At 62.7% G+C, this 17,148-nt stretch carries 21 protein-coding genes; 12 read left to right on the top strand and 9 right to left on the bottom strand.

Annotation, left to right across the window (positions count from 1 at the left end; translation table 11 throughout):
• The first annotated feature begins 234 nt into the window (after window positions 1-234).
• The 7 genes from mltG to LQT98_RS01545 are packed head-to-tail and all read left to right on the top strand — an operon-like array spanning window position 235 to window position 5,292.
• The gene (gene mltG, locus LQT98_RS01575) at window positions 235-1,227 is read left to right on the top strand and encodes an endolytic transglycosylase MltG (protein ID WP_231460891.1); all 993 of its coding nucleotides are present in this window, start codon (window positions 235-237) and stop codon (window positions 1,225-1,227) included.
• Window positions 1,227-1,862, top strand: a complete 636-nt coding sequence (gene tmk / locus LQT98_RS01570) for a dTMP kinase (protein ID WP_231460890.1) — start codon at window positions 1,227-1,229, stop codon at window positions 1,860-1,862. The genes mltG and tmk overlap by 1 nt, the downstream gene beginning before the upstream one ends.
• Entirely contained in the window at window positions 1,862-2,875 is a 1,014-nt protein-coding gene (locus tag LQT98_RS01565; RefSeq protein ID WP_231460889.1) for a DNA polymerase III subunit delta', read from the top strand. The genes tmk and LQT98_RS01565 overlap by 1 nt, the downstream gene beginning before the upstream one ends.
• A gap of 20 nt (window positions 2,876-2,895) precedes the next feature.
• Complete coding sequence (locus tag LQT98_RS01560) at window positions 2,896-3,270, top strand: PilZ domain-containing protein (RefSeq protein WP_048409277.1); 375 nt, start codon at window positions 2,896-2,898, stop codon at window positions 3,268-3,270.
• 46 nt (window positions 3,271-3,316) lie between these two features.
• Window positions 3,317-4,087 (top strand): TatD family hydrolase, encoded by a 771-nt coding sequence (locus LQT98_RS01555; RefSeq protein WP_231460888.1) that lies wholly within the window; start codon window positions 3,317-3,319, stop codon window positions 4,085-4,087.
• 14 nt (window positions 4,088-4,101) lie between these two features.
• Complete coding sequence (locus LQT98_RS01550; RefSeq protein WP_231460887.1) at window positions 4,102-4,485, top strand: hypothetical protein; 384 nt, start codon at window positions 4,102-4,104, stop codon at window positions 4,483-4,485.
• 30 nt (window positions 4,486-4,515) lie between these two features.
• On the top strand, window positions 4,516-5,292 hold the full coding sequence (locus tag LQT98_RS01545) for an MBL fold metallo-hydrolase (RefSeq protein ID WP_048409280.1): 777 nt from the start codon (window positions 4,516-4,518) through the stop codon (window positions 5,290-5,292).
• A 44-nt stretch (window positions 5,293-5,336) separates the two neighbouring features.
• Here the strand turns inward: LQT98_RS01545 and LQT98_RS01540 are convergent, their stop codons facing one another.
• From LQT98_RS01540 to ppsR, 5 genes are all read right to left on the bottom strand, one after another.
• Window positions 5,337-5,801 (bottom strand): CreA family protein, encoded by a 465-nt coding sequence (locus LQT98_RS01540; RefSeq protein ID WP_231460886.1) that lies wholly within the window; start codon window positions 5,799-5,801, stop codon window positions 5,337-5,339.
• Between the two features lie 92 nt (window positions 5,802-5,893).
• Window positions 5,894-6,199 (bottom strand): chorismate mutase, encoded by a 306-nt coding sequence (locus LQT98_RS01535; protein ID WP_231460885.1) that lies wholly within the window; start codon window positions 6,197-6,199, stop codon window positions 5,894-5,896.
• A 14-nt stretch (window positions 6,200-6,213) separates the two neighbouring features.
• Window positions 6,214-7,236, bottom strand: coding sequence for a tryptophan--tRNA ligase (trpS, locus tag LQT98_RS01530; protein ID WP_231460884.1), 1,023 nt, complete (start codon window positions 7,234-7,236; stop codon window positions 6,214-6,216).
• 225 nt (window positions 7,237-7,461) lie between these two features.
• Complete coding sequence (locus LQT98_RS01525) at window positions 7,462-7,755, bottom strand: hypothetical protein (RefSeq protein WP_048409284.1); 294 nt, start codon at window positions 7,753-7,755, stop codon at window positions 7,462-7,464.
• A 186-nt stretch (window positions 7,756-7,941) separates the two neighbouring features.
• Window positions 7,942-8,766: a posphoenolpyruvate synthetase regulatory kinase/phosphorylase PpsR gene (ppsR, locus tag LQT98_RS01520; RefSeq protein ID WP_048409285.1), complete on the bottom strand. Its 825-nt coding sequence runs from the start codon at window positions 8,764-8,766 to the stop codon at window positions 7,942-7,944.
• 323 nt (window positions 8,767-9,089) lie between these two features.
• On the opposite strand from ppsR, the gene ppsA reads away from it, so the two are divergent.
• The 3 genes from ppsA to LQT98_RS01505 all read left to right on the top strand — a co-directional run bounded on the left by ppsA (window position 9,090) and on the right by LQT98_RS01505 (window position 12,413).
• Window positions 9,090-11,477, top strand: a complete 2,388-nt coding sequence (gene ppsA, locus LQT98_RS01515) for a phosphoenolpyruvate synthase (protein WP_048409286.1) — start codon at window positions 9,090-9,092, stop codon at window positions 11,475-11,477.
• 143 nt (window positions 11,478-11,620) lie between these two features.
• Complete coding sequence (locus tag LQT98_RS01510; protein ID WP_156183807.1) at window positions 11,621-12,004, top strand: hypothetical protein; 384 nt, start codon at window positions 11,621-11,623, stop codon at window positions 12,002-12,004.
• Between the two features lie 61 nt (window positions 12,005-12,065).
• Window positions 12,066-12,413, top strand: a complete 348-nt coding sequence (locus LQT98_RS01505) for a NirD/YgiW/YdeI family stress tolerance protein (protein WP_231460883.1) — start codon at window positions 12,066-12,068, stop codon at window positions 12,411-12,413.
• Between the two features lie 73 nt (window positions 12,414-12,486).
• On the opposite strand, the gene LQT98_RS01500 is transcribed toward LQT98_RS01505, so the two are convergent.
• The 4 genes from LQT98_RS01500 to LQT98_RS01485 all read right to left on the bottom strand — a co-directional run bounded on the left by LQT98_RS01500 (window position 12,487) and on the right by LQT98_RS01485 (window position 16,046).
• Window positions 12,487-13,077: a thiol peroxidase gene (locus LQT98_RS01500; protein ID WP_197081422.1), complete on the bottom strand. Its 591-nt coding sequence runs from the start codon at window positions 13,075-13,077 to the stop codon at window positions 12,487-12,489.
• 126 nt (window positions 13,078-13,203) lie between these two features.
• Entirely contained in the window at window positions 13,204-14,541 is a 1,338-nt protein-coding gene (locus LQT98_RS01495; protein ID WP_231460882.1) for a dicarboxylate/amino acid:cation symporter, read from the bottom strand.
• A gap of 393 nt (window positions 14,542-14,934) precedes the next feature.
• Complete coding sequence (locus LQT98_RS01490; RefSeq protein ID WP_019100349.1) at window positions 14,935-15,537, bottom strand: MarC family protein; 603 nt, start codon at window positions 15,535-15,537, stop codon at window positions 14,935-14,937.
• Between the two features lie 194 nt (window positions 15,538-15,731).
• A complete protein-coding gene (locus tag LQT98_RS01485; protein ID WP_231460881.1) occupies window positions 15,732-16,046 on the bottom strand; it encodes a DUF1484 family protein in 315 nt (104 codons plus the stop codon).
• Between the two features lie 438 nt (window positions 16,047-16,484).
• Between LQT98_RS01485 and LQT98_RS01480 the strand changes: the two genes are divergently transcribed.
• A complete protein-coding gene (locus LQT98_RS01480; protein WP_231460880.1) occupies window positions 16,485-16,724 on the top strand; it encodes a type II toxin-antitoxin system HicA family toxin in 240 nt (79 codons plus the stop codon).
• A complete protein-coding gene (locus LQT98_RS01475) occupies window positions 16,721-17,074 on the top strand; it encodes a type II toxin-antitoxin system HicB family antitoxin (RefSeq protein ID WP_231460879.1) in 354 nt (117 codons plus the stop codon). The genes LQT98_RS01480 and LQT98_RS01475 overlap by 4 nt, the downstream gene beginning before the upstream one ends.
• Window positions 17,075-17,148 lie beyond the last annotated feature (74 nt).

Genomic DNA, 17,148 nt, shown 5'->3' with positions numbered 1-17,148 from the left:
TAATGCGCATCCCAGATTGAAGAATGGCTTCATGAAAAGACTCGCATCATTTAAGCAGTCCATTTAATCAGATATAGAACGCGAGCAAAACTATGCAAAATGGAAAGGTGGCCAGTTGATCTGGCGCAAACTTTGCTTGATTGCAAAGGCCCGGCCTGACATGTCGATCAGGAGGGCTTGTCTGGTATCATGCGCGCTCGTCCCGCTGCGTTGTTTTACTCTTCCCGCCATTAAATGATGAAAACACTGTTTCGCCTGTTGTTGCTGTGCCTGGCGCTGGGCTGTGCCTGGCTGGCCTGGGTGGTTCTGCTTCCGGTCGGCCTGCCGGAAGCCGGCTATAAGCTGACCGTTGGACCCAATCGCACCCTGAGCCAGGTGGCGCGCGGTCTGGAGCAGGAAGGCGTGATCCGCAGCCGCCAGGTGATGGTGGCGCTGGCGCGCATGCAGGGCGTGGACCGCAAGATCAAGGCCGGCCTGTATCGTTTCGACGGCCAGACCTCGATGCTGGAGATTCTGAACCGGCTGGCCGACGGCCATCCGGACGAGGCCAGCCTGACGGTGATAGAGGGCTGGACCTTCCGCCAATTCCGCCAGGCGATAGACCGCAATCCCGATATCAAGCACAGCGCCAAGGGCTGGAGCGATGAGGAGATCATGCAGCGGCTGGGCTTTGGCGACGCCAAGCCCGAGGGCCTGTTCTTCCCCAGCACCTATTTGTTCTCGCCCGACACCGAGGACGTGGAGCTGTACCGCCAGGCCTTCGGCGCGATGCAGCAGCGGCTGGAAGCGGCCTGGGCGGCGCGCAAGCCGGAGCTGCCTTACCGCACGCCTTATGAACTGCTGATCATGGCCAGCCTGATCGAGAAGGAAACCGGACAGGACGCCGACCGTCCAATGGTGGCGGGAGTGTTCGTCAACCGCCTGAAGCAGGGCATGCGCTTGCAGACCGATCCCTCGGTGATCTACGGCATGGGCAGCTTGTACCAGGGCAAGATAGGCAAGGCCGACCTGCGCCGCGACACGCCCTACAATACCTATACCCGCGCCGGCCTGACGCCGACGCCCATCGCCTTGCCGGGCAAGGCGGCGCTGGACGCGGCGGCCAATCCGGCCGCGACCAATGCCTTGTATTTCGTCGCCCGCGGCGACGGCACCTCGCATTTCTCGGCGACGCTGGACGAGCACAATCAGGCGGTGCGCAAATATATCTTGAAGAAAGGACAGTAATGGCGCTAGAGCAGCAACGCGGCCGTTTCATCAATCTGGAAGGCATAGACGGCGCCGGCAAAAGCACCCACCTGGCCTTCATCCGCGACTGGCTGGCGCAACACGGCGTCGACGCCGTCTTTACCCGCGAGCCGGGCGGAACCCCGCTGGGCGAGAAAATCCGCGAGCTGCTGTTGGCGGTGGACACCGAGGTGTCGCTGGACGCCGAAACCCTGCTGGTGTTCGCCTCGCGCCAGCAATTGCTGCACAGCGTGATCGAACCGGCGCTCGCCGCCGGCCAGTGGCTGGTGTCGGATCGCTTCACCGATTCCACCTTCGCCTTTCAGGGCGGCGGCCGCGGCGTGCCGGCGGCGCGCATCGCCGCACTGGAGCAATGGGTGCAGCATGGCTTGCAGCCGGATCTGACCTTGCTGTTCGATCTGCCGCTGGAAGTGGCGGCCGAACGCATGTCCAAAACCCGGCAGTTGGACCGCTTCGAACAGGAGAAGGCCGATTTCCACGTGCGCGTGCGCGAAGCCTATCTGCGGCGCGCCGCCGGCCAGCCGCGTTTCGCGGTGCTGGACGCCAGCCGTTCCATCGCCGAGATCCAGGTCGACATCGCTGCCTGCCTGCAACGCCTGCTGGAGGCTAACTGATGCTGCTGCCCTGGCAACACGGAGACTGGGAACGGCTGAACGCCGAGCGCGAACGCCTGCCCAATGCCTGGCTGTTCACCGGCGCCGCCGGCATCGGCAAGCTGGAGTTCGCCGAGCACCTGGCCCAGTCGCTGCTGTGCGAGCGGCCGCGCGCCGGCCACCAGCCCTGCGGCGAGTGCGAGGCCTGTCGCTGGTATCGGCACGGCACCCACCCGGACTTCCGCCGCTTGTCGCCGTTGGGCGATGAGGAAGAAGAAGGCAAGGACGGCGCCGAGGGCAAGAAAGTCAGCCGCAAGCTGCCGGTAATCAAGATCGAGGCGGTGCGCGAAGTGATCGAATTCGCCCATCTGAGCGCGCATCGCGCCGGCCGGCGCGTGGTGCTGGTGGAACCGGCGGAAAGCCTGAACCCCGCCGCCGCCAACGCCTTGCTGAAAATCCTGGAAGAACCGCCGGCCGAGGTGCTGTTCCTGCTGGTGGCGCACGCGCCGCAACGCTTGCTGCCCACCATCCGCAGCCGTTGCCGCCAGTTTCCGCTGACCCGGCCGGATCAGGCGCAGGCGCTGGCCTGGCTGCGCGAGCAGGGCGTGGCCGACGCCGAACTGGAACTGGCGCACAACGGCGGCGCGCCCATGTTCGACCACGATCCGGCGCTGGCCAAGCTGCGCGGCCAGTTCGTGCAGGGCCTGGCCCAGCCCAGTTTCGCCAATGTGCTGCAGCTTGCCGAGGCGGTGGACAAGCAGAAACTGCCCTTGCTGCTGCCCTTGAACTGGCTGATGAAGTGGCTGCATGATCTGGCGGGTTTGAGACTGGCTGGTCTTGTCCGCTATTATCCAGATCAGGAGCGCGCCTTGCAGCAGCTGGCCGCGCGCGCCGATATCGCGCAATTGATGGAATGCCAGCAAACGCTGAGCCAGTTGGCTCCGTTCGGGCAGCATACCTTGAATACCCGCTTGCAATTGGAAGCGGTGCTGATGGACTATCTGAAGATATTCGCCAGCGGCAAAGCCGCCTGACACAGAGGTTAAGCCACGCTATGGACAACTCCGCCTCCCGCCCGGACCTCAATCCCAACCGACCCGGGGTGCTGTCCCTGCACATCAAGGAGCGCAGCGCGCTGTTCGCCGCCTATATGCCCTTTGTGCGCCACGGCGGCATTTTCATTCCCACCAACAAGGAAATGAAGCTGGGCGAGGAGGTGTTCCTGCTGCTGACGCTGATGGACGACCCGCAGCGCATCGCGGTGCAGGCCAAGGTGGTGTGGCTGACGCCGGCCGGCGCCAACAACAGCCGGGTGCAGGGCATAGGCGTGGAGTTCGTCGCCGGCGACGCCGGCAAGCAGGCCAAGGACAAGATTGAAGCGCTGCTCAGCGGCGTGCTCAACTCCAGCCGGCCCACCCATACCATGTGATTGTTTTCGCGGCGCGCGTGCGCGCCGCCGCCGGATTGACGCAAAAATGTTTATCGATTCCCACTGCCACATCAATTTCCCCGATCTCGCCGCGCGCATGCCGGAAGTGCTGGCCAATATGCAGGCCAAGCAGGTCAGCCACGCGCTGGTGATCGGCGTCAGCCGTCCCAAATATCCGCAAGTGCTGGAACTCGCGGAGAGCCACGGCAATCTATACGCCACCGTGGGCGTGCACCCGGACGACCCCGACGCAGAAGAGTACAGCGAGGACGAGTTGGTGGCGCTGGCCGCGCATCCGCGCGTGGTCGGCATCGGCGAAACCGGGCTGGACTACCACTGGTGCAAGGGCGATCTGGAGTGGCAGCATCAACGCTTCCGCACCCATATCCGCGCCGCCAAGCGCGTCGGCCTGCCGCTGGTGATCCATACCCGCGAGTCCGCCGAGGACACCATCCGCATCATGCGCGAAGAAAACGCCGAGGTGTGCGGCGGCGTGATGCACTGTTTCACCGAAACCTGGGAAGTGGCGCAAGCCGCGCTGGAACTGGGCTTCTACATCTCCTTCTCCGGCGTGGTCACCTTCAAGAACGCGGCCCAGGTCAAGGACGTGGCGCAGCGGGTGCCGCTGGAGCGGATGCTGATCGAGACCGATTCGCCGTATCTGGCGCCGGTGCCGTTCCGCGGCAAGGTCAACGAGCCGGCCTATGTGCGCCACGTGGCCGAGCACATCGCCGAGCTGCGCGGCATCGAGCTCGCCGAAGTGGCGCGCGTCACCAGCGATAATTTTTTCCGGCTGTTCGCCAAGGCCAGCCGCTGAATCAGGGAAAGCGCATGAAGCGAATCTTGCTGGCCTTGCTGACGGTGTTGCTGTCGGTCCAGGCCTGGGCCAACTGCATCAATCTGAATGGCCGCAGCTATTGTTCCGAGGATGGCGGCATTGCGCTATTGCAACGGGGACAGGCGGTGTGCGGCAAGGGCGAGTGCGCGATCGACGAGTTCGGCAATGCACTGTGCTCGCCATATGCGGGCGGCGGCGTGGTGCGCGCCGGCGGCGCTACCTACACTGGTCCGGGCGCCTGCGTGCTGTCCCGCGACGGCAACGCGTATTGCGCCAAGCAGCCACGCGGCAGCTGTCAGCAGGATGCCGACGGCAGCGTCCGCTGCGATGGCGGCTGGGTGCGGGAGGCGGCGGTGCGTCCTCCCCTCTGCCGTTGACTCGACGGCGTTTACACAGGAAATCACGCATTGGGTTCGCTTGAAGTCACCATTCTGGGCTGCGGCTCCAGTTCCGGCACGCCGGCGATAGGCTGCGACTGCGCCACCTGTCTGTCGCCGGACCCGCGCAATCGCCGCACCCGGGCCAGCGCCTATATCAAGGTGGGAGGCCAGGGCCTGCTGATCGACACCGGGCCGGACCTGAGGCAGCAGGCGCTGCGCGAAGGCATACGCCAGGTGGACGCTGTGCTGTACACTCATCCCCACGCCGATCATCTGAACGGCATCGACGATCTGCGCGCCTTCTGCTATGTGAAGAAAGGCCCGATCACGCTCTACGGCAATGCCTTCACCCTGGACAATATCAAGACCCGCTTCGACTACGCCTTGCTGCCGCCGTCCAAGATGTGGGACAAGCCGGTGCTGCTGCCGCAGCAGGTGGATGGGCCGGTGGACTGCGGCGGCGTCACGTTGACGCCGGTGCCCTTGCAACACGGTTCCTGGCCTTGCCTGGGCTGGCGCGTCGGCGACATGGCCTGGTTGACCGATGTGTCCGATATCCCGGACAGCAGCCTGCCCTTGCTGCAAGGACTGAAGCTCTTGTTCCTGGACTGCCTGAACCACGATCCCTATCCGTCCCACTTGGGCGTGCAGCAATCCTTCGCCTGGGCCAAGCGCATCGGCGCCGAACGCACGGTGCTGATCCATATGACCCACCGCCTGGAGTTCGGCGCGCTCAGCGCCGAGTGCCCGCCCGGCATCGAGGTGGGGCATGACGGGCTGCGCATCGAGCTGCCGTTTAGCTGATGCCCGTCATGCAAAGAAAGCGTTAATAATCAATCGCTTTTATTTCAGGGTTGCAGCGGGATCTTTTGGTCCAGCACCGCCACCGCGGTCAGCGCATTGTCCGGGCTGCCGTCGATCAGCTTGTCCGAGTAGCTGAGATAGGTCAGCGTATTGCGTTTGGCGTCGACGATGCGCACCACCCGCACATGCTTGAAGATGAAGGACGCGCCTTCCTTGAATACCTGTTCCTGCTTGGGCAAGGGCCGCGAGAACTTGATTGCGCCCACTTGGCGGCAGGCCACCGAGAAGCGCGACGGGTCCTTGGCCAGGCCCAGCGCGCCCTTGTAGCCGCCGGTCTTGGCGCGCGAGATATAGCAGGCCACGCCTTGCACCGCCGGGTCGTCGAAGGCTTCCACCACCACCTTGTCGTTGGGGCTGAGCAGCTTGAAGGTGGTGGACACCTCGCCCACTTCCTCGGCCATCGCGGGCGCGGACAGGCAGGCGAGCAGCAACAGGGCAATCTTGTTCATTCAGGTTCTCCGGCAGCGGGAAAAGAGCCGGCCGCGAGAGGCGGCCGGCGGTTAGCGGATGAAAGCGATTGTAGGGAAAGCCGGCCTTCGCCTCAATCGCCGGCCGCTTTGGCGCGGAAGGCCGCCATTTCATCGGCGACGAAGTACTCGATCATCGTGCGGTAGACCGCCGCGGTCAGCGCCGAATCCGCGCCCAGCTCGCCGGCCAGGTGTTCCACGCGGCGCATCACCTGATCGACGCGCTTGCCGCCTTCCACCTCGTCCCGGCTGTGCTTGAATGCCGCCGCCTGGCGCACATAAAGGCCGCGCTCGGCGATCAGCGCCACCAGCGCGCGGTCGATGCGGTCGATCTGGCCGCGCACCTCATCCAGGTTTTGGCATTGGTAGAGTTGTTCCATTCCGAGGCCTTCTTTTAGTAGTAGTTCAAGCCCATCGCCGCCTTCACCTCGGCCAGCGTGGCGGCCGCCACTTCGCGCGCGCGCTGGGTGCCGGTTTTCAGCATCGCCATCACCGCGGCCGGGTCGCGCGAGTACTGCTCGCGGCGGGCGCGGATCGGTTCCAGCAAGGTCTGCAGGCATTCTTCCAGTTGTTTCTTGATCACGGTGTCGCCCAGGCCGCCGCGGCGGTAATGCTCCTTCCATTCCGCCACCTGCGCCGGGTCGGAATGGAACACGTCCAGATAGGTGAACACCACATTGCCTTCCACCTGGCCGGGATCGGCGACGCGTAGGTGATTGGGGTCTGTGTACATCATCTTCACCGCCTGGCGGATATCATCCGGCGTGGCCGACAAGGTGATGGTATTGCCCAGCGATTTGGACATCTTGGCCTTGCCATCGATGCCGGGCAGGCGCGAGCCTTGCTCCGGCACCACCGCCCGCGCTTCCACCAGCACCGCCTGATCCACGCTGCCGTTGAAGCGGCGCACGATCTCATTGGTCTGCTCGATCATCGGAATCTGGTCTTCGCCCACCGGCACGATGCTGGCCTTGAAGGCGGTGATGTCGGCGGCCTGGGCGGCGGGGTAGGTGAGGAAGCCGGCCGGGATGTCGCGCTCGTAGCCGCGCTGCTTGATCTCGTCCTTGATGGTGGGGTTGCGCTCCAGCCGTGCCACGGTGACCAGGTTGAGGTAGTAGGAGGAGAGCTCGGTCAGTTCCGGCACCAGGCTCTGGATGAAGATGGTGCTTTTCTCCGGGTCTATGCCCACCGCCAGATAGTCCAGCGCCACTTGCAGCACATTGTCGCGCACCTTCAGATAGTTGCCCATATTGTCGGTCAGCGCCTGAGCATCGGCGAGCAGCAGGAACTGGCGGCAACGGTCTTGCAGGATCACGCGGTTGCGTAGCGAACCGACATAGTGGCCCAGATGCAATTGCCCGGTGGTGCGGTCGCCGGTGAGGATGATGTCTTTGGCTGTGATGCTGTCCAGATTCATAACAGTGGTCTCCAGTAAGCTTGAGCTTGTTGGAAACTGCCGATCCGGGGAGGAGTGCTGCTGGAAACCCTATGCCGCCGTATCGGCAGCTTCCGGGTTTTGGGTATGCAAACGCCGGTGCCGCCTTAGTTCAGGCGCCACCACCAAAAGAAGGTTGCGGATGCGGTTGCGTAGTTCATGGGCTTTATCAGAGCACGGCGGGCAAAGCAGCGTCAAGTGCCGCGTTCACACCGCCACGTGCAGCAGGCTGCCGGCGGGGGGCATGGTTTCCTGCGCATAAGGCATTGCGGCGTCCTGACGCGCCGCGGCCTGCGCTTGGCGCAGCAATCGGGCGAAAGCCTCGCCATGGGCGCCGGGGCGTTCGCCCGCGGAGGATGGCGGCGGCGCGGCGAACTCGGCCATTTCCTTGCGCGGGTCGCTGGCGGCGGCGCGGCTGTCGCTCTTGGGCGCCACCGCGCCCACTTCCTTCAGCGGGGAAACGGTGGGTTTGGCGAGCGCGGCGATGGAGACGATCTGCATCGGATGTCCCGGTCCAGGGATTCAAGATGCTTGTTCGAGAGCGGCTGCTTGCTATATGTTCCGGAGGGAATTGTAAAAAAATGATAAGAAACAAAGTGCTATCTGGATATTGGCGCTGATTGCACCAGGCATCGGGCATGAAAACGGCCGGGCGAAGCCGGCCGGGTCCGTGGCGTGTGGGCCGTGCTAGAAACGGCGGCCCAGCGCGGCCTTGTGCATGATGGTGGACGCGATTTCCTCGATCGACTTATGGGTGGTGCTGATGAAGGACACGCCATGGTGGCGGAACATGGACTCGGCCTCGTTCACCTCGCGGCGGCAGTTGTCCATGCTGGCGTATTTGGAATCCGGCCGGCGCTCGGAACGGATGTGATGGAGGCGGGCGGGGTCAATGGTCAGGCCGAACATCTTGTCCTTGAACGGCAGCAGCATCTTGGGCAGCGTCGGGCTGCCCAGGTCTTCCGGCGTCAGCGGATAGTTGGCGGCGCGGATGCCGTATTGCAGCGCCAGATACAGGCAGGTTGGCGTCTTGCCGGAGCGGGACACGCCGACCAGGATCACGTCCGCCTCGTGCAGGTCCTTCAGCTTGACGCCGTCGTCGTGGTTCAGCGAGAAGTTCACCGCCTCGATGCGATGATCGTACTTTTCCTCGTTGACCATGCCGTGAGCCTTGCCCACGCTCAGCGACGCGCGCTGACCTATCTCCTGTTCCAGCTGGCCGATGAAGGTGTCGAAGAAATCTATCATCACCGCGTTCTCAACCTGCAGCGCGCTGCGCACCTCCGGGTTGATGATGCTGGTGAACACCAGCGGCTTCAGGTGATCGGTTTCCGACACCTGGCGGATGACTTCCGCCAAGGCCTGCGCTTTTTCCACGGTATCGACGAAGGGAATGGTTTCGCGCTTGAATTCCACGGTGTCGAACTGGGTCAGCAGCGTGTGGCCCAGCGATTCGGCGGTGATGCCGGTTCGGTCGGAAACGAAGAAGGCGGAACGGAGGTGGTGTGGCATGCAAGCACCTGTATTGCGAGTGAACGAGGCCGGAACCGCGTCTGCCGCGCAGTGGCGGCGCGCCCGGAGTTGTGGGAATTCTATACTTTGAATGGCCGCGGCGACAGCCAACGATGCCTGATTACGCGCAATGTAGTGAGGGAATTACACGGTTTTGACAATCATTTTCATCAGGAATGTTCGTCAACTTATTGATTCTGTTGCAATGCTTGTCCTTGTCAGGCCGAAAACCCGTGTTGCGCTGCAAAAGACGCTACGCATTCGGCACGTAATTCGGCTAGAATGCGGCCCTATCGTCCCAATCCAACACAGGAAGTGAAGTGATGGCTGAGAACTACGTCATCTGGTTCGAGAAACTGCGCATGACCGATGTGGAGCAGGTAGGCGGCAAGAACGCCTCCCTTGGTGAAATGATCAGCCAACTGGCTGGCTCCGGGGTTCGCGTCCCGGGCGGCTTCGCCACCACAGCGCAGGCTTACCGGGATTTTCTGCAGCACAATGGCCTGGCCGACAAGATCAGCGCCGCGCTGGCCAAGCTGGACATCGACGATGTCAGCGAACTGGCCAGGATAGGCAAGGAAATCCGTCAATGGATCATCGACACCCCGTTCCCCGCCAAGCTTGATGCCGATATCAAAGAGGCCTGGGATCAGATGGTGGCCGATGCCGGAGGCGCCGATATCTCCGTTGCAGTCCGTTCCTCCGCCACCGCAGAAGACCTCCCCGACGCCTCGTTCGCAGGCCAGCAAGAAACCTTCCTGAATATCCGCGGCCTTGACAATGTCAAGGATGCGATGAAACACGTTTTCGCCTCCCTCTACAACGATCGCGCCATTTCCTACCGCGTGCACAAAGGCTTTGAGCACGATGTGGTGGCTTTGTCCGCCGGCGTGCAGCGCATGGTGCGCTCCGACTGCGGCGCGGCCGGCGTGATGTTCACCATCGACACCGAATCCGGCTTTGACGACGTGGTGTTCATCACCGCGTCCTACGGCCTGGGCGAAACCGTGGTGCAAGGCGCGGTGAATCCCGACGAATTCTACGTGCACAAGCCGACGCTGAAAGCCGGCCGTCCGGCGGTGCTGCGCAAGACCATGGGCTCCAAGCTGATCAAGATGGAGTTCACCGACGCCTCGCAAGCCGGCCGCTCGGTCAAGACCGTGGACGTGTCCCCGGCGGAGCGCCAGCAGTTCTCCATCAGCGACGCCGAAGTGGCCGAACTGGCCGAATACGCGCTGATCATCGAGAAGCACTATGGCCGTCCGATGGACATCGAATGGGGCCGCGACGGCCACGACGGCAAGCTCTACATCCTGCAGGCGCGTCCGGAAACGGTGAAGTCGCAGGAAGACCGCAAGGACACCCTGCGCCGCTATCGCCTGAACAGCAAATCGCAAGTGCTGTGCGAAGGCCGTGCCATCGGTCAGAAGATCGGCCAGGGCGTGGTGCGCACCATCAAGGACGCGTCCGAGATGGACCGCGTCAAGCCGGGCGACGTGCTGGTCACCGACATGACCGACCCGGATTGGGAACCGGTGATGAAGCGCGCCGCCGCCATCGTCACCAACCGTGGCGGCCGTACCTGCCACGCGGCCATCATCGCGCGCGAGCTGGGCATCCCGGCCGTGGTGGGTTGTGGCGACGCCACCCAGGTATTGTCCGAAGGCATGCAGGTGACCGTGTCCTGCGCCGAAGGCGACACCGGCAACATCTATGACGGCCTGCTGGACGTGGAAGTGATCGATCTGGAACTGGACAAAATGCCCAAGGCCCCGGTCAAGATCATGATGAACGTCGGCAACCCGGAACTGGCTTTCGACTTCGCGCAGCTGCCGAACGAAGGCGTGGGCCTGGCGCGCATGGAATTCGTGATCAACCGTCAGATCGGCATCCACCCGAAAGCGCTGCTGGAGTTCGACAAGCTGCCGGCGGATCTGAAAGCCACCATCAGCGACCGCATCGCCGGTTACGCCAGCCCGGTGGACTTCTACGTCGACAAGATCGCCGAAGGCGTGTCCACCCTGGCCGCCGCCTTCTATCCGAAAAAGGTCATCGTGCGCATGTCCGACTTCAAGTCGAACGAGTACGCCAACCTGATCGGCGGTCAGCTGTACGAGCCGCACGAAGAAAACCCGATGATCGGTTTCCGCGGCGCCGCCCGCTACGTGGCCGAATCCTTCCGCGATTGCTTTGAACTGGAATGCCGCGCCATCAAGAAAGTGCGCGACGTGATGGGTCTGACCAATGTGGAAGTGATGATTCCCTTCGTGCGCACCCTGTCCGAAGCCGAGCAAGTGGTGGAGATCCTGGCCGCCAACGGCCTCAAGCGCGGCGAAAACGGCCTGCGCCTGATCATGATGTGCGAACTGCCGACCAACGCCGTGTTGGCCGACAAGTTCCTGCAGCATTTCGACGGCTTCTCCATCGGCTCCAACGACATGACCCAGCTGACGCTGGGCGTGGACCGCGACTCCGGTGGCCCGATCGCCACCACCTTCGACGAGCGCAACGAAGCGGTCAAGGTCATGCTGCACATGGCGATCCAGGCTTGCCGCAAGCAAGGCAAGTACATCGGCATCTGCGGCCAAGGCCCGTCGGACCATCCGGACTTCGCCAAGTGGCTGGTAGAAGAGGGCATCGAAACCGTGTCCCTGAACCCGGATACCGTGGTGGAAACCTGGTTGTACCTGGCGCGCGAACTGAACAGCTAAGCTTGCTGTCTCGCCGCTTTCAAACCGCCCGCTTGCCGGGCGGTTTTGTTTTGTCCGGCGTTTCTTGCAAGCCGGCGCGGGAACGGATGCATATGCTGGGCGGCATCAATGATCTGATTCATCACCTTTATCAGGATGCACCCATGCGACTCCCCTTCCTCCCGGTTTCCCATCACACACTGGATGTCTTGATCCCGCGTTATCTGAACGCGCCGCAGGCCAAGGAAGCCAGCGCGCTGGCCAAGGTATTGACCGCGTGCTCCAACCAGGCGGTGGAGCGCGGCAGCTACGCCAATCTCGGCGCCTTGCGCGATGCCATCGCCGCCGAGATCAAACCGCTGCCGGCGAGTTTTGGCCATAAACAGCTGAGATTGAATACCGAGCTGCAAGTGGCGCTCAAGGGCGTGAACAAGCGCATCGCCAGCGAGCAAGCGCATTACCGCCAGCAACTGAGCCACGCCCAACAAGGCTATGCGGTGGATCTGGCTCATTCGAGCCGCTTATTGGGAGAGCAGGCCAACGCTTAAGCTTGGGTTAAGCCGGCGCTGTTTTAATGGCACCGTCAACCAACGCTTAAGGAAGCACCACATGAAAACCATTACCGTTCTGCTCACCGCCGCCGCGCTGTCCCTGCCTTTCGCCGCTCAGGCCGAATTCGCCGGTCCCGGCGTGCCGGCCGCCGTCACCACCGTGGCCGCCGCGCAAAAAGCCGCCGACGATACCCCGGTGACGCTGGAAGGCAAGATCGTGCGCCAGATCGACCACAAGCGTTACGAATTCCGCGACGCCACCGGCACCATGACGGTGAAGATCAGCCAGAAACGCCTGCCGGCGAATAAGTTCGACCAGAACAGCAAGCTGCGCATCGTCGGCGAAGTGGACAAGGAACTGACTTCGACCAAGGTGGACGCCAAGCTGGTGGAAGTGCTGCCGTAAACCGTTGTCTTCCTGCAACGTGAACGGGCCCGGCGCTGCGCAAGCAGGCCGGGCCCGTGTCTTTACTGGGGGCTTACTGTGACGGCCCTTCGTCCTTCAACTGCTCCTCATGCTCCAGCTCCTGTTGCGCCTCCAGCGCCTGCTCCTCGGCCTCGCGCAGCATATGGTTGATCTGGTCGAAGTCGAACAGATCCTGAGTATTGCGCAGCCGCTCGGCGTAATGAATGACGTTGCCGCCATCGGCCAGCAGCAAGGAAGGCGCGGTATAGCCGCTGAGCGGATACTCGCGGATCAGCACCCCGTAGTGCTTGTGGAAATCGCGGCCGCGCAGCGTGGACAGCAGGGTGACATGGGGCAGGCCGTGTTCGCGTCGCGCGCGCGCCAGCGAGGATGGCGAATCCACGGTGATCACCACCAGGCCGATCTGCGGCCAGCGCTCCAGAAAACGCCGCGTCTCCTGCAATAGATACTGGCCGCCATGTTCGTATTCATCCAAGGACAGCAAGGTCAGGATCAGCTTGGGCACGCCGCCCAGGCTTTCCAGCGCCACGTCCTGCTTGCCATCGCCCACCAGCATGAAACTGGGCAGATAAGCGCCCACCTGAGGGAAATCCCCTTCCACCGGCAGCAGCTCATCGCCGTATTGCAACATGAAGTCGCTCATTCTCTGTCTCCCTATACCCCAGTTTCTATCGTGGACCACGCGGCGGCAAAAGCAAGGCGGCACTGCGCCGCGGGCATAAAAAAAGCCTGCGCGAACGCAGGCTATAACGGCTGGGAAAACAAAAGCTTAGGAGCGGGCGCCGTCTGTCGCGGCGGCCAGCTGCGGCTGCAGCGGCGCGGCGGCGGCTTCCTCCGGCAGCACCGGCTCGCCGGCCAGCACGCGGCGCATGCGTTCTTCGTCCAGCGCCTTCTCCCAGCGCGCCACCACGATGGTGGCCACGCCGTTGCCGATCAGATTGGTGATGGCGCGGGCCTCGGACATGAAGCGGTCGATGCCGATCAGCAGCGCCAGGCCGGATACCGGCAGCTTGCCGCCCAGCGTCGCCAGCGTGGCGGCCAGGGTGATGAAGCCGCCGCCAGTCACCGCCGCCGCGCCCTTGGAGGTGAGCAGCAGCACGCCCAGCAGGCCCAGCTCCTCCGCCAGCGTCAGGTCCACATTGGTGGCCTGGGCGATGAAGATGGCAGCCATGGTCAGGTAGATGGAAGTGCCGTCCAGATTGAAGGAGTAGCCGGTGGGAATCACCATGCCTACCACCGGCTTGGAGCAGCCCAGGTTTTCCAGCTTCTTCATGATGCCCGGCAGCGCGGATTCGGACGAAGACGTGCCCAGCACCAGCAGCAGCTCTTCCTTGATGTAAACCAGGAAGCGCCACAGGCTGAAGCCGTTGAGCTTGGCGATGGTGCCCAGCACCACGAACACGAAGGCGAAGCAGGTCAGGTAGACACAGAGCATCAGGAAGCCCAACTGCTTGAGCGAGCCGACGCCGTATTTGCCGATGGTGAAGGCCATCGCGCCGAAGGCGCCGATGGGGGCCAGCTTCATCAGCATATTGATCACGCCGAACAAGGCGTGGGAGAACTCGTCCAGGATGTGGACGATGGTCTTGCCGTTGTCGCCCATCTTGGTCAGCGCCAGGCCCAGCAGCACCGAGAAAGTCAGCACCTGCAGGATTTCGCCGTTGGCGAACGCGCCCACCACCGTGTCCGGAATGATGTGCATCAGGAAATCAATGCTGCTCATTTCCTTGGCGTTGGCGGCGTACTTGGCCACCGAGTGCGCGTCCAGCGTGCTCGGGTCCACATTGAGGCCGGCGCCGGGCTTGAGCACATTCACCACCACCAGGCCGATCACCAGCGCCAGCGTGGTGACGGCTTCGAAGTAGAACAGCGCTTTCACGCCCACGCGGCCCACTTCCTTCATATCGCCCATCTTGGCGATGCCCACCACCACGGTGGCGAAGATGATGGGCGCGATCATCATCTTGATCAGCTTGATGAAGGCGTCGCCCAGCGGCTTCATCTTCGCGCCCAGATCGGGAACGAAGGCGCCTAGCATCACGCCGAGGAAAATGGCCAGCAGCACCTGGAAATAGAGGCGCTGGTAGAGAGGGGTTTTGGTCTGCATCGTGATCCCTGTAGCGTTGTCTGACTCCGGCTCGGGGCGGGCCGGAGTTGTTATGCAATCAAAAGCGGGCTCTTAACGGCCCATGACTGCGGATGCTAGCAAGAGGCGAGGCGGTGACGAATTGCCGATATCCCTATGCGGGATAACCCCAATGCGAACAAATTCATGTGCTTGGCATTGGGAATGGCGCGCCGCGGACGAAGCCGGGCGGCGCGGCTGGGAGGGTGTCGAGCCTAGTGCGCGGCATCGTAGAAGCGCGGCAGACCGTAAACAGCTTATTAGAGCCGCTGACAACACCTCGCAGAGAACCTGAGTCAAGGCGCGCCGACGCAGGCAGTACAAGTAGTACGACAAGGAGGCGCAACGCGGGATCAGGGGTTTTGTTAGCGGGTCTTAGTGGAATTGCTTGATATAGGACGCCACGCCGCCCAGCAGCATCTCGATCGAGATCGCGGTCAGCACCAGGCCCATCAGCCGCTCCAGCGCGGTGATCGCCTGTTCGCCCAGCAGCTTTTGCAGCTTGCCGGAAAACAGGAACACCAGCAGTGTCACCAGCATGCAGATGGTCAAGGCGCCCAGCCATTCCAGCATCCGCTCCGGTTCGCGGGTGGACATCAGCAGCACGGTGGCCATCGCCGACGGGCCGGCGATCAGCGGCACGGCGATCGGCACGATGAAGGGTTCGCCATGCATCTTGTCGCCGCCGAACACGCTGCCCTCGCCGGGGAAGATCATCTTGATGGCGATCAGGAACAGAATCACGCCGCCGGCCACCCGCATCGAATCATCGGTCAGATGCATCAGGTCCAGGAAGTTGCGGCCAAAGAACATGAAGGCGGACAGCACCAGGAAGGCGATCAGGCATTCGCGGTAGACCACGCGGCGGCGGCGCTCCGGCTTGACCTGCTTGAGCGCGGCGATGAACAGCGGAATATTGCCCAGCGGATCGGTGATCAGGATCAGCAGGACGGTGGCGGACAGAAAAGAGGTTTGCATGGTGTGTGCTTGCGGCGTTGGGGGGTGACGATGGCGCGCAGGCCCTGAGTGCAAGGCTCTGTAATGGTTAAGCGCGCGTCCGGGCGCGATTATCTCATGCGGATGCCGAATGGGTGAATCCGGATTGCGACGGTTTTATTTGCCTGGCGGCACGCGGCAAGCCCCGGCTGGCGGGGCTTGCGTGGATTAAGGGATTAAACCAGCCGTTGCAACTGCTCGGACGATTGTCGCAAGCGGCGGGCGAAGGGTTCCAGCAGGCAATACACCTGCTCGCACTCCAGGCTGTCCAGGCCGGACTGGTCCAGCATGCTCAGCAGGCCGGTCAGCGCGCTGCTGATCTGGCTGAGTTCCAGCGCGACGGCATGGCTGGTGTCGTGGATGTGCTGGCCGCAGTATTCCAGCCGTTTCAGCGCGGGATCGATCAGGTGCAGCGCCTCGTGTTGCTGGCGCAGCGTTTGCAGGCCGTGGACGATGCGGTTCAGTTCAACGGCGGTGGGCGTGGCGTTCATTGCTGAGCCTCCTCTATCCGGGGCCGGACTGGCGCGCCTTGAGGCGGAGGGGCATTGAACAAGGTCAAGGTCAACATGGCAAAGCTCCTTTTTCGTGGTCCGCCTGCCTGCTCGCTGTCAAACGGGCAGGCAGGCGCGTGACGAGGTTGACAGACCGGGAAAAAGGGAACCGGCAGGCGCTAGGCCTCCCCGCCACGGCCCGCCGGATGGCAAGACAATGGCATTCCGGACGCGTCTGCCTAAGCAGCGGCGCCCGCCCTAATTCCGATTGGACTGTCAAACCCAGCGCCGTTAAGTGAAACGGCACGTGGCGATTGTTGCCGATGGGCTGGGTGGGGTCAAGCGGCAGCGTCCGGCTGTGCTGTGTTGTCGGTCTGATTCGATGGCATTGATTTTGGTACTGATTTGTGGTACCAATTGAGCGTGAAACGAAAACACTTGATCACCTTGCAGTTGATCTTCAAGCGTCCAGTCAGCGCCAATATCCGGTGGAGCGATATTGAGGCTTTGTTTTTGGAGCTTGGCGCGGACATCGAGGAGCGCGAAGGGTCGCGTATCTGCGTTGCCTTGTTCGGCGTGGTGCGGGTGTTTCATCGGCCCCACCCTTCACCGGATACGGACAAGGGGGCGGTGGCCGCAATTAGAAGATGGTTGGAAGCAAACGGGGTGACGCCATGAAGAATATTCTGCAGATTGAAGGCTATCGGGCCGTGGTCAGCTATGACCCGGAAATCGACATGTTTCGCGGCGAGTTTCTGGGCTTGAGCGGCGGAGCGGATTTTTATGCAGGCGATGTCGCAAGCCTCAAGCGAGAGGCTGAAATATCGCTGCGCGTGTATCTGGATGCATGCCGCGAGAAGGGGCTGCAACCGCTTAAAACCTATTCGGGAAAATTCAATGTGCGCATTGCGCCGCGTCTGCATGAAATGGCGGTGGCAGCCGCAGCGGCCGAGTCCAAGAGCTTGAACGAGTGGGTGGAGGCGGCGATCGAGGAGCGGGCGGAGGCCATGCATCTCAAAACGGCCTGAGCAAAGCCTTTTCCATGTTGGGCGGTGCCAGTAAGGCAGGATGAAAAACGGCGAGCCATGGCTCGCCGTTTTGC

It is taken from the genome of Chromobacterium aquaticum, assembly GCF_021129195.1.
In the GTDB taxonomy this organism is placed as follows: Bacteria; Pseudomonadota; Gammaproteobacteria; order Burkholderiales; family Chromobacteriaceae; genus Chromobacterium; species Chromobacterium aquaticum.
Note: the sequence above shows the minus strand (reverse complement) of the source record. Positions and strands in the feature narration are given on the sequence as shown.

Bases quoted from the DNA above. Each gene is read 5' to 3' on its own strand.
- LQT98_RS01565 (WP_231460889.1), top strand. From the start codon at position 1,862: ATGCTGCTGCCCTGGCAACACGGAGACTGGGAACGGCTGAACGCCGAG.
- LQT98_RS01500 (WP_197081422.1), bottom strand. From the start codon at position 13,077: ATGAGCGACTTCATGTTGCAATACGGCGATGAGCTGCTGCCGGTGGAA.
- ppsA (WP_048409286.1), top strand. From the start codon at position 9,090: ATGGCTGAGAACTACGTCATCTGGTTCGAGAAACTGCGCATGACCGAT.
- LQT98_RS01525 (WP_048409284.1), bottom strand. From the start codon at position 7,755: ATGCAGATCGTCTCCATCGCCGCGCTCGCCAAACCCACCGTTTCCCCG.
- LQT98_RS01490 (WP_019100349.1), bottom strand. From the start codon at position 15,537: ATGCAAACCTCTTTTCTGTCCGCCACCGTCCTGCTGATCCTGATCACC.
- tmk (WP_231460890.1), top strand. From the start codon at position 1,227: ATGGCGCTAGAGCAGCAACGCGGCCGTTTCATCAATCTGGAAGGCATA.
- LQT98_RS01535 (WP_231460885.1), bottom strand. From the start codon at position 6,199: ATGGAACAACTCTACCAATGCCAAAACCTGGATGAGGTGCGCGGCCAG.
- LQT98_RS01555 (WP_231460888.1), top strand. From the start codon at position 3,317: ATGTTTATCGATTCCCACTGCCACATCAATTTCCCCGATCTCGCCGCG.
- LQT98_RS01540 (WP_231460886.1), bottom strand. From the start codon at position 5,801: ATGAACAAGATTGCCCTGTTGCTGCTCGCCTGCCTGTCCGCGCCCGCG.
- LQT98_RS01505 (WP_231460883.1), top strand. From the start codon at position 12,066: ATGAAAACCATTACCGTTCTGCTCACCGCCGCCGCGCTGTCCCTGCCT.
- LQT98_RS01475 (WP_231460879.1), top strand. From the start codon at position 16,721: ATGAAGAATATTCTGCAGATTGAAGGCTATCGGGCCGTGGTCAGCTAT.
- ppsR (WP_048409285.1), bottom strand. From the start codon at position 8,766: ATGCCACACCACCTCCGTTCCGCCTTCTTCGTTTCCGACCGAACCGGC.
- LQT98_RS01510 (WP_156183807.1), top strand. From the start codon at position 11,621: ATGCGACTCCCCTTCCTCCCGGTTTCCCATCACACACTGGATGTCTTG.
- trpS (WP_231460884.1), bottom strand. From the start codon at position 7,236: ATGAATCTGGACAGCATCACAGCCAAAGACATCATCCTCACCGGCGAC.
- mltG (WP_231460891.1), top strand. From the start codon at position 235: ATGATGAAAACACTGTTTCGCCTGTTGTTGCTGTGCCTGGCGCTGGGC.
- LQT98_RS01560 (WP_048409277.1), top strand. From the start codon at position 2,896: ATGGACAACTCCGCCTCCCGCCCGGACCTCAATCCCAACCGACCCGGG.
- LQT98_RS01495 (WP_231460882.1), bottom strand. From the start codon at position 14,541: ATGCAGACCAAAACCCCTCTCTACCAGCGCCTCTATTTCCAGGTGCTG.
- LQT98_RS01485 (WP_231460881.1), bottom strand. From the start codon at position 16,046: ATGAACGCCACGCCCACCGCCGTTGAACTGAACCGCATCGTCCACGGC.
- LQT98_RS01550 (WP_231460887.1), top strand. From the start codon at position 4,102: ATGAAGCGAATCTTGCTGGCCTTGCTGACGGTGTTGCTGTCGGTCCAG.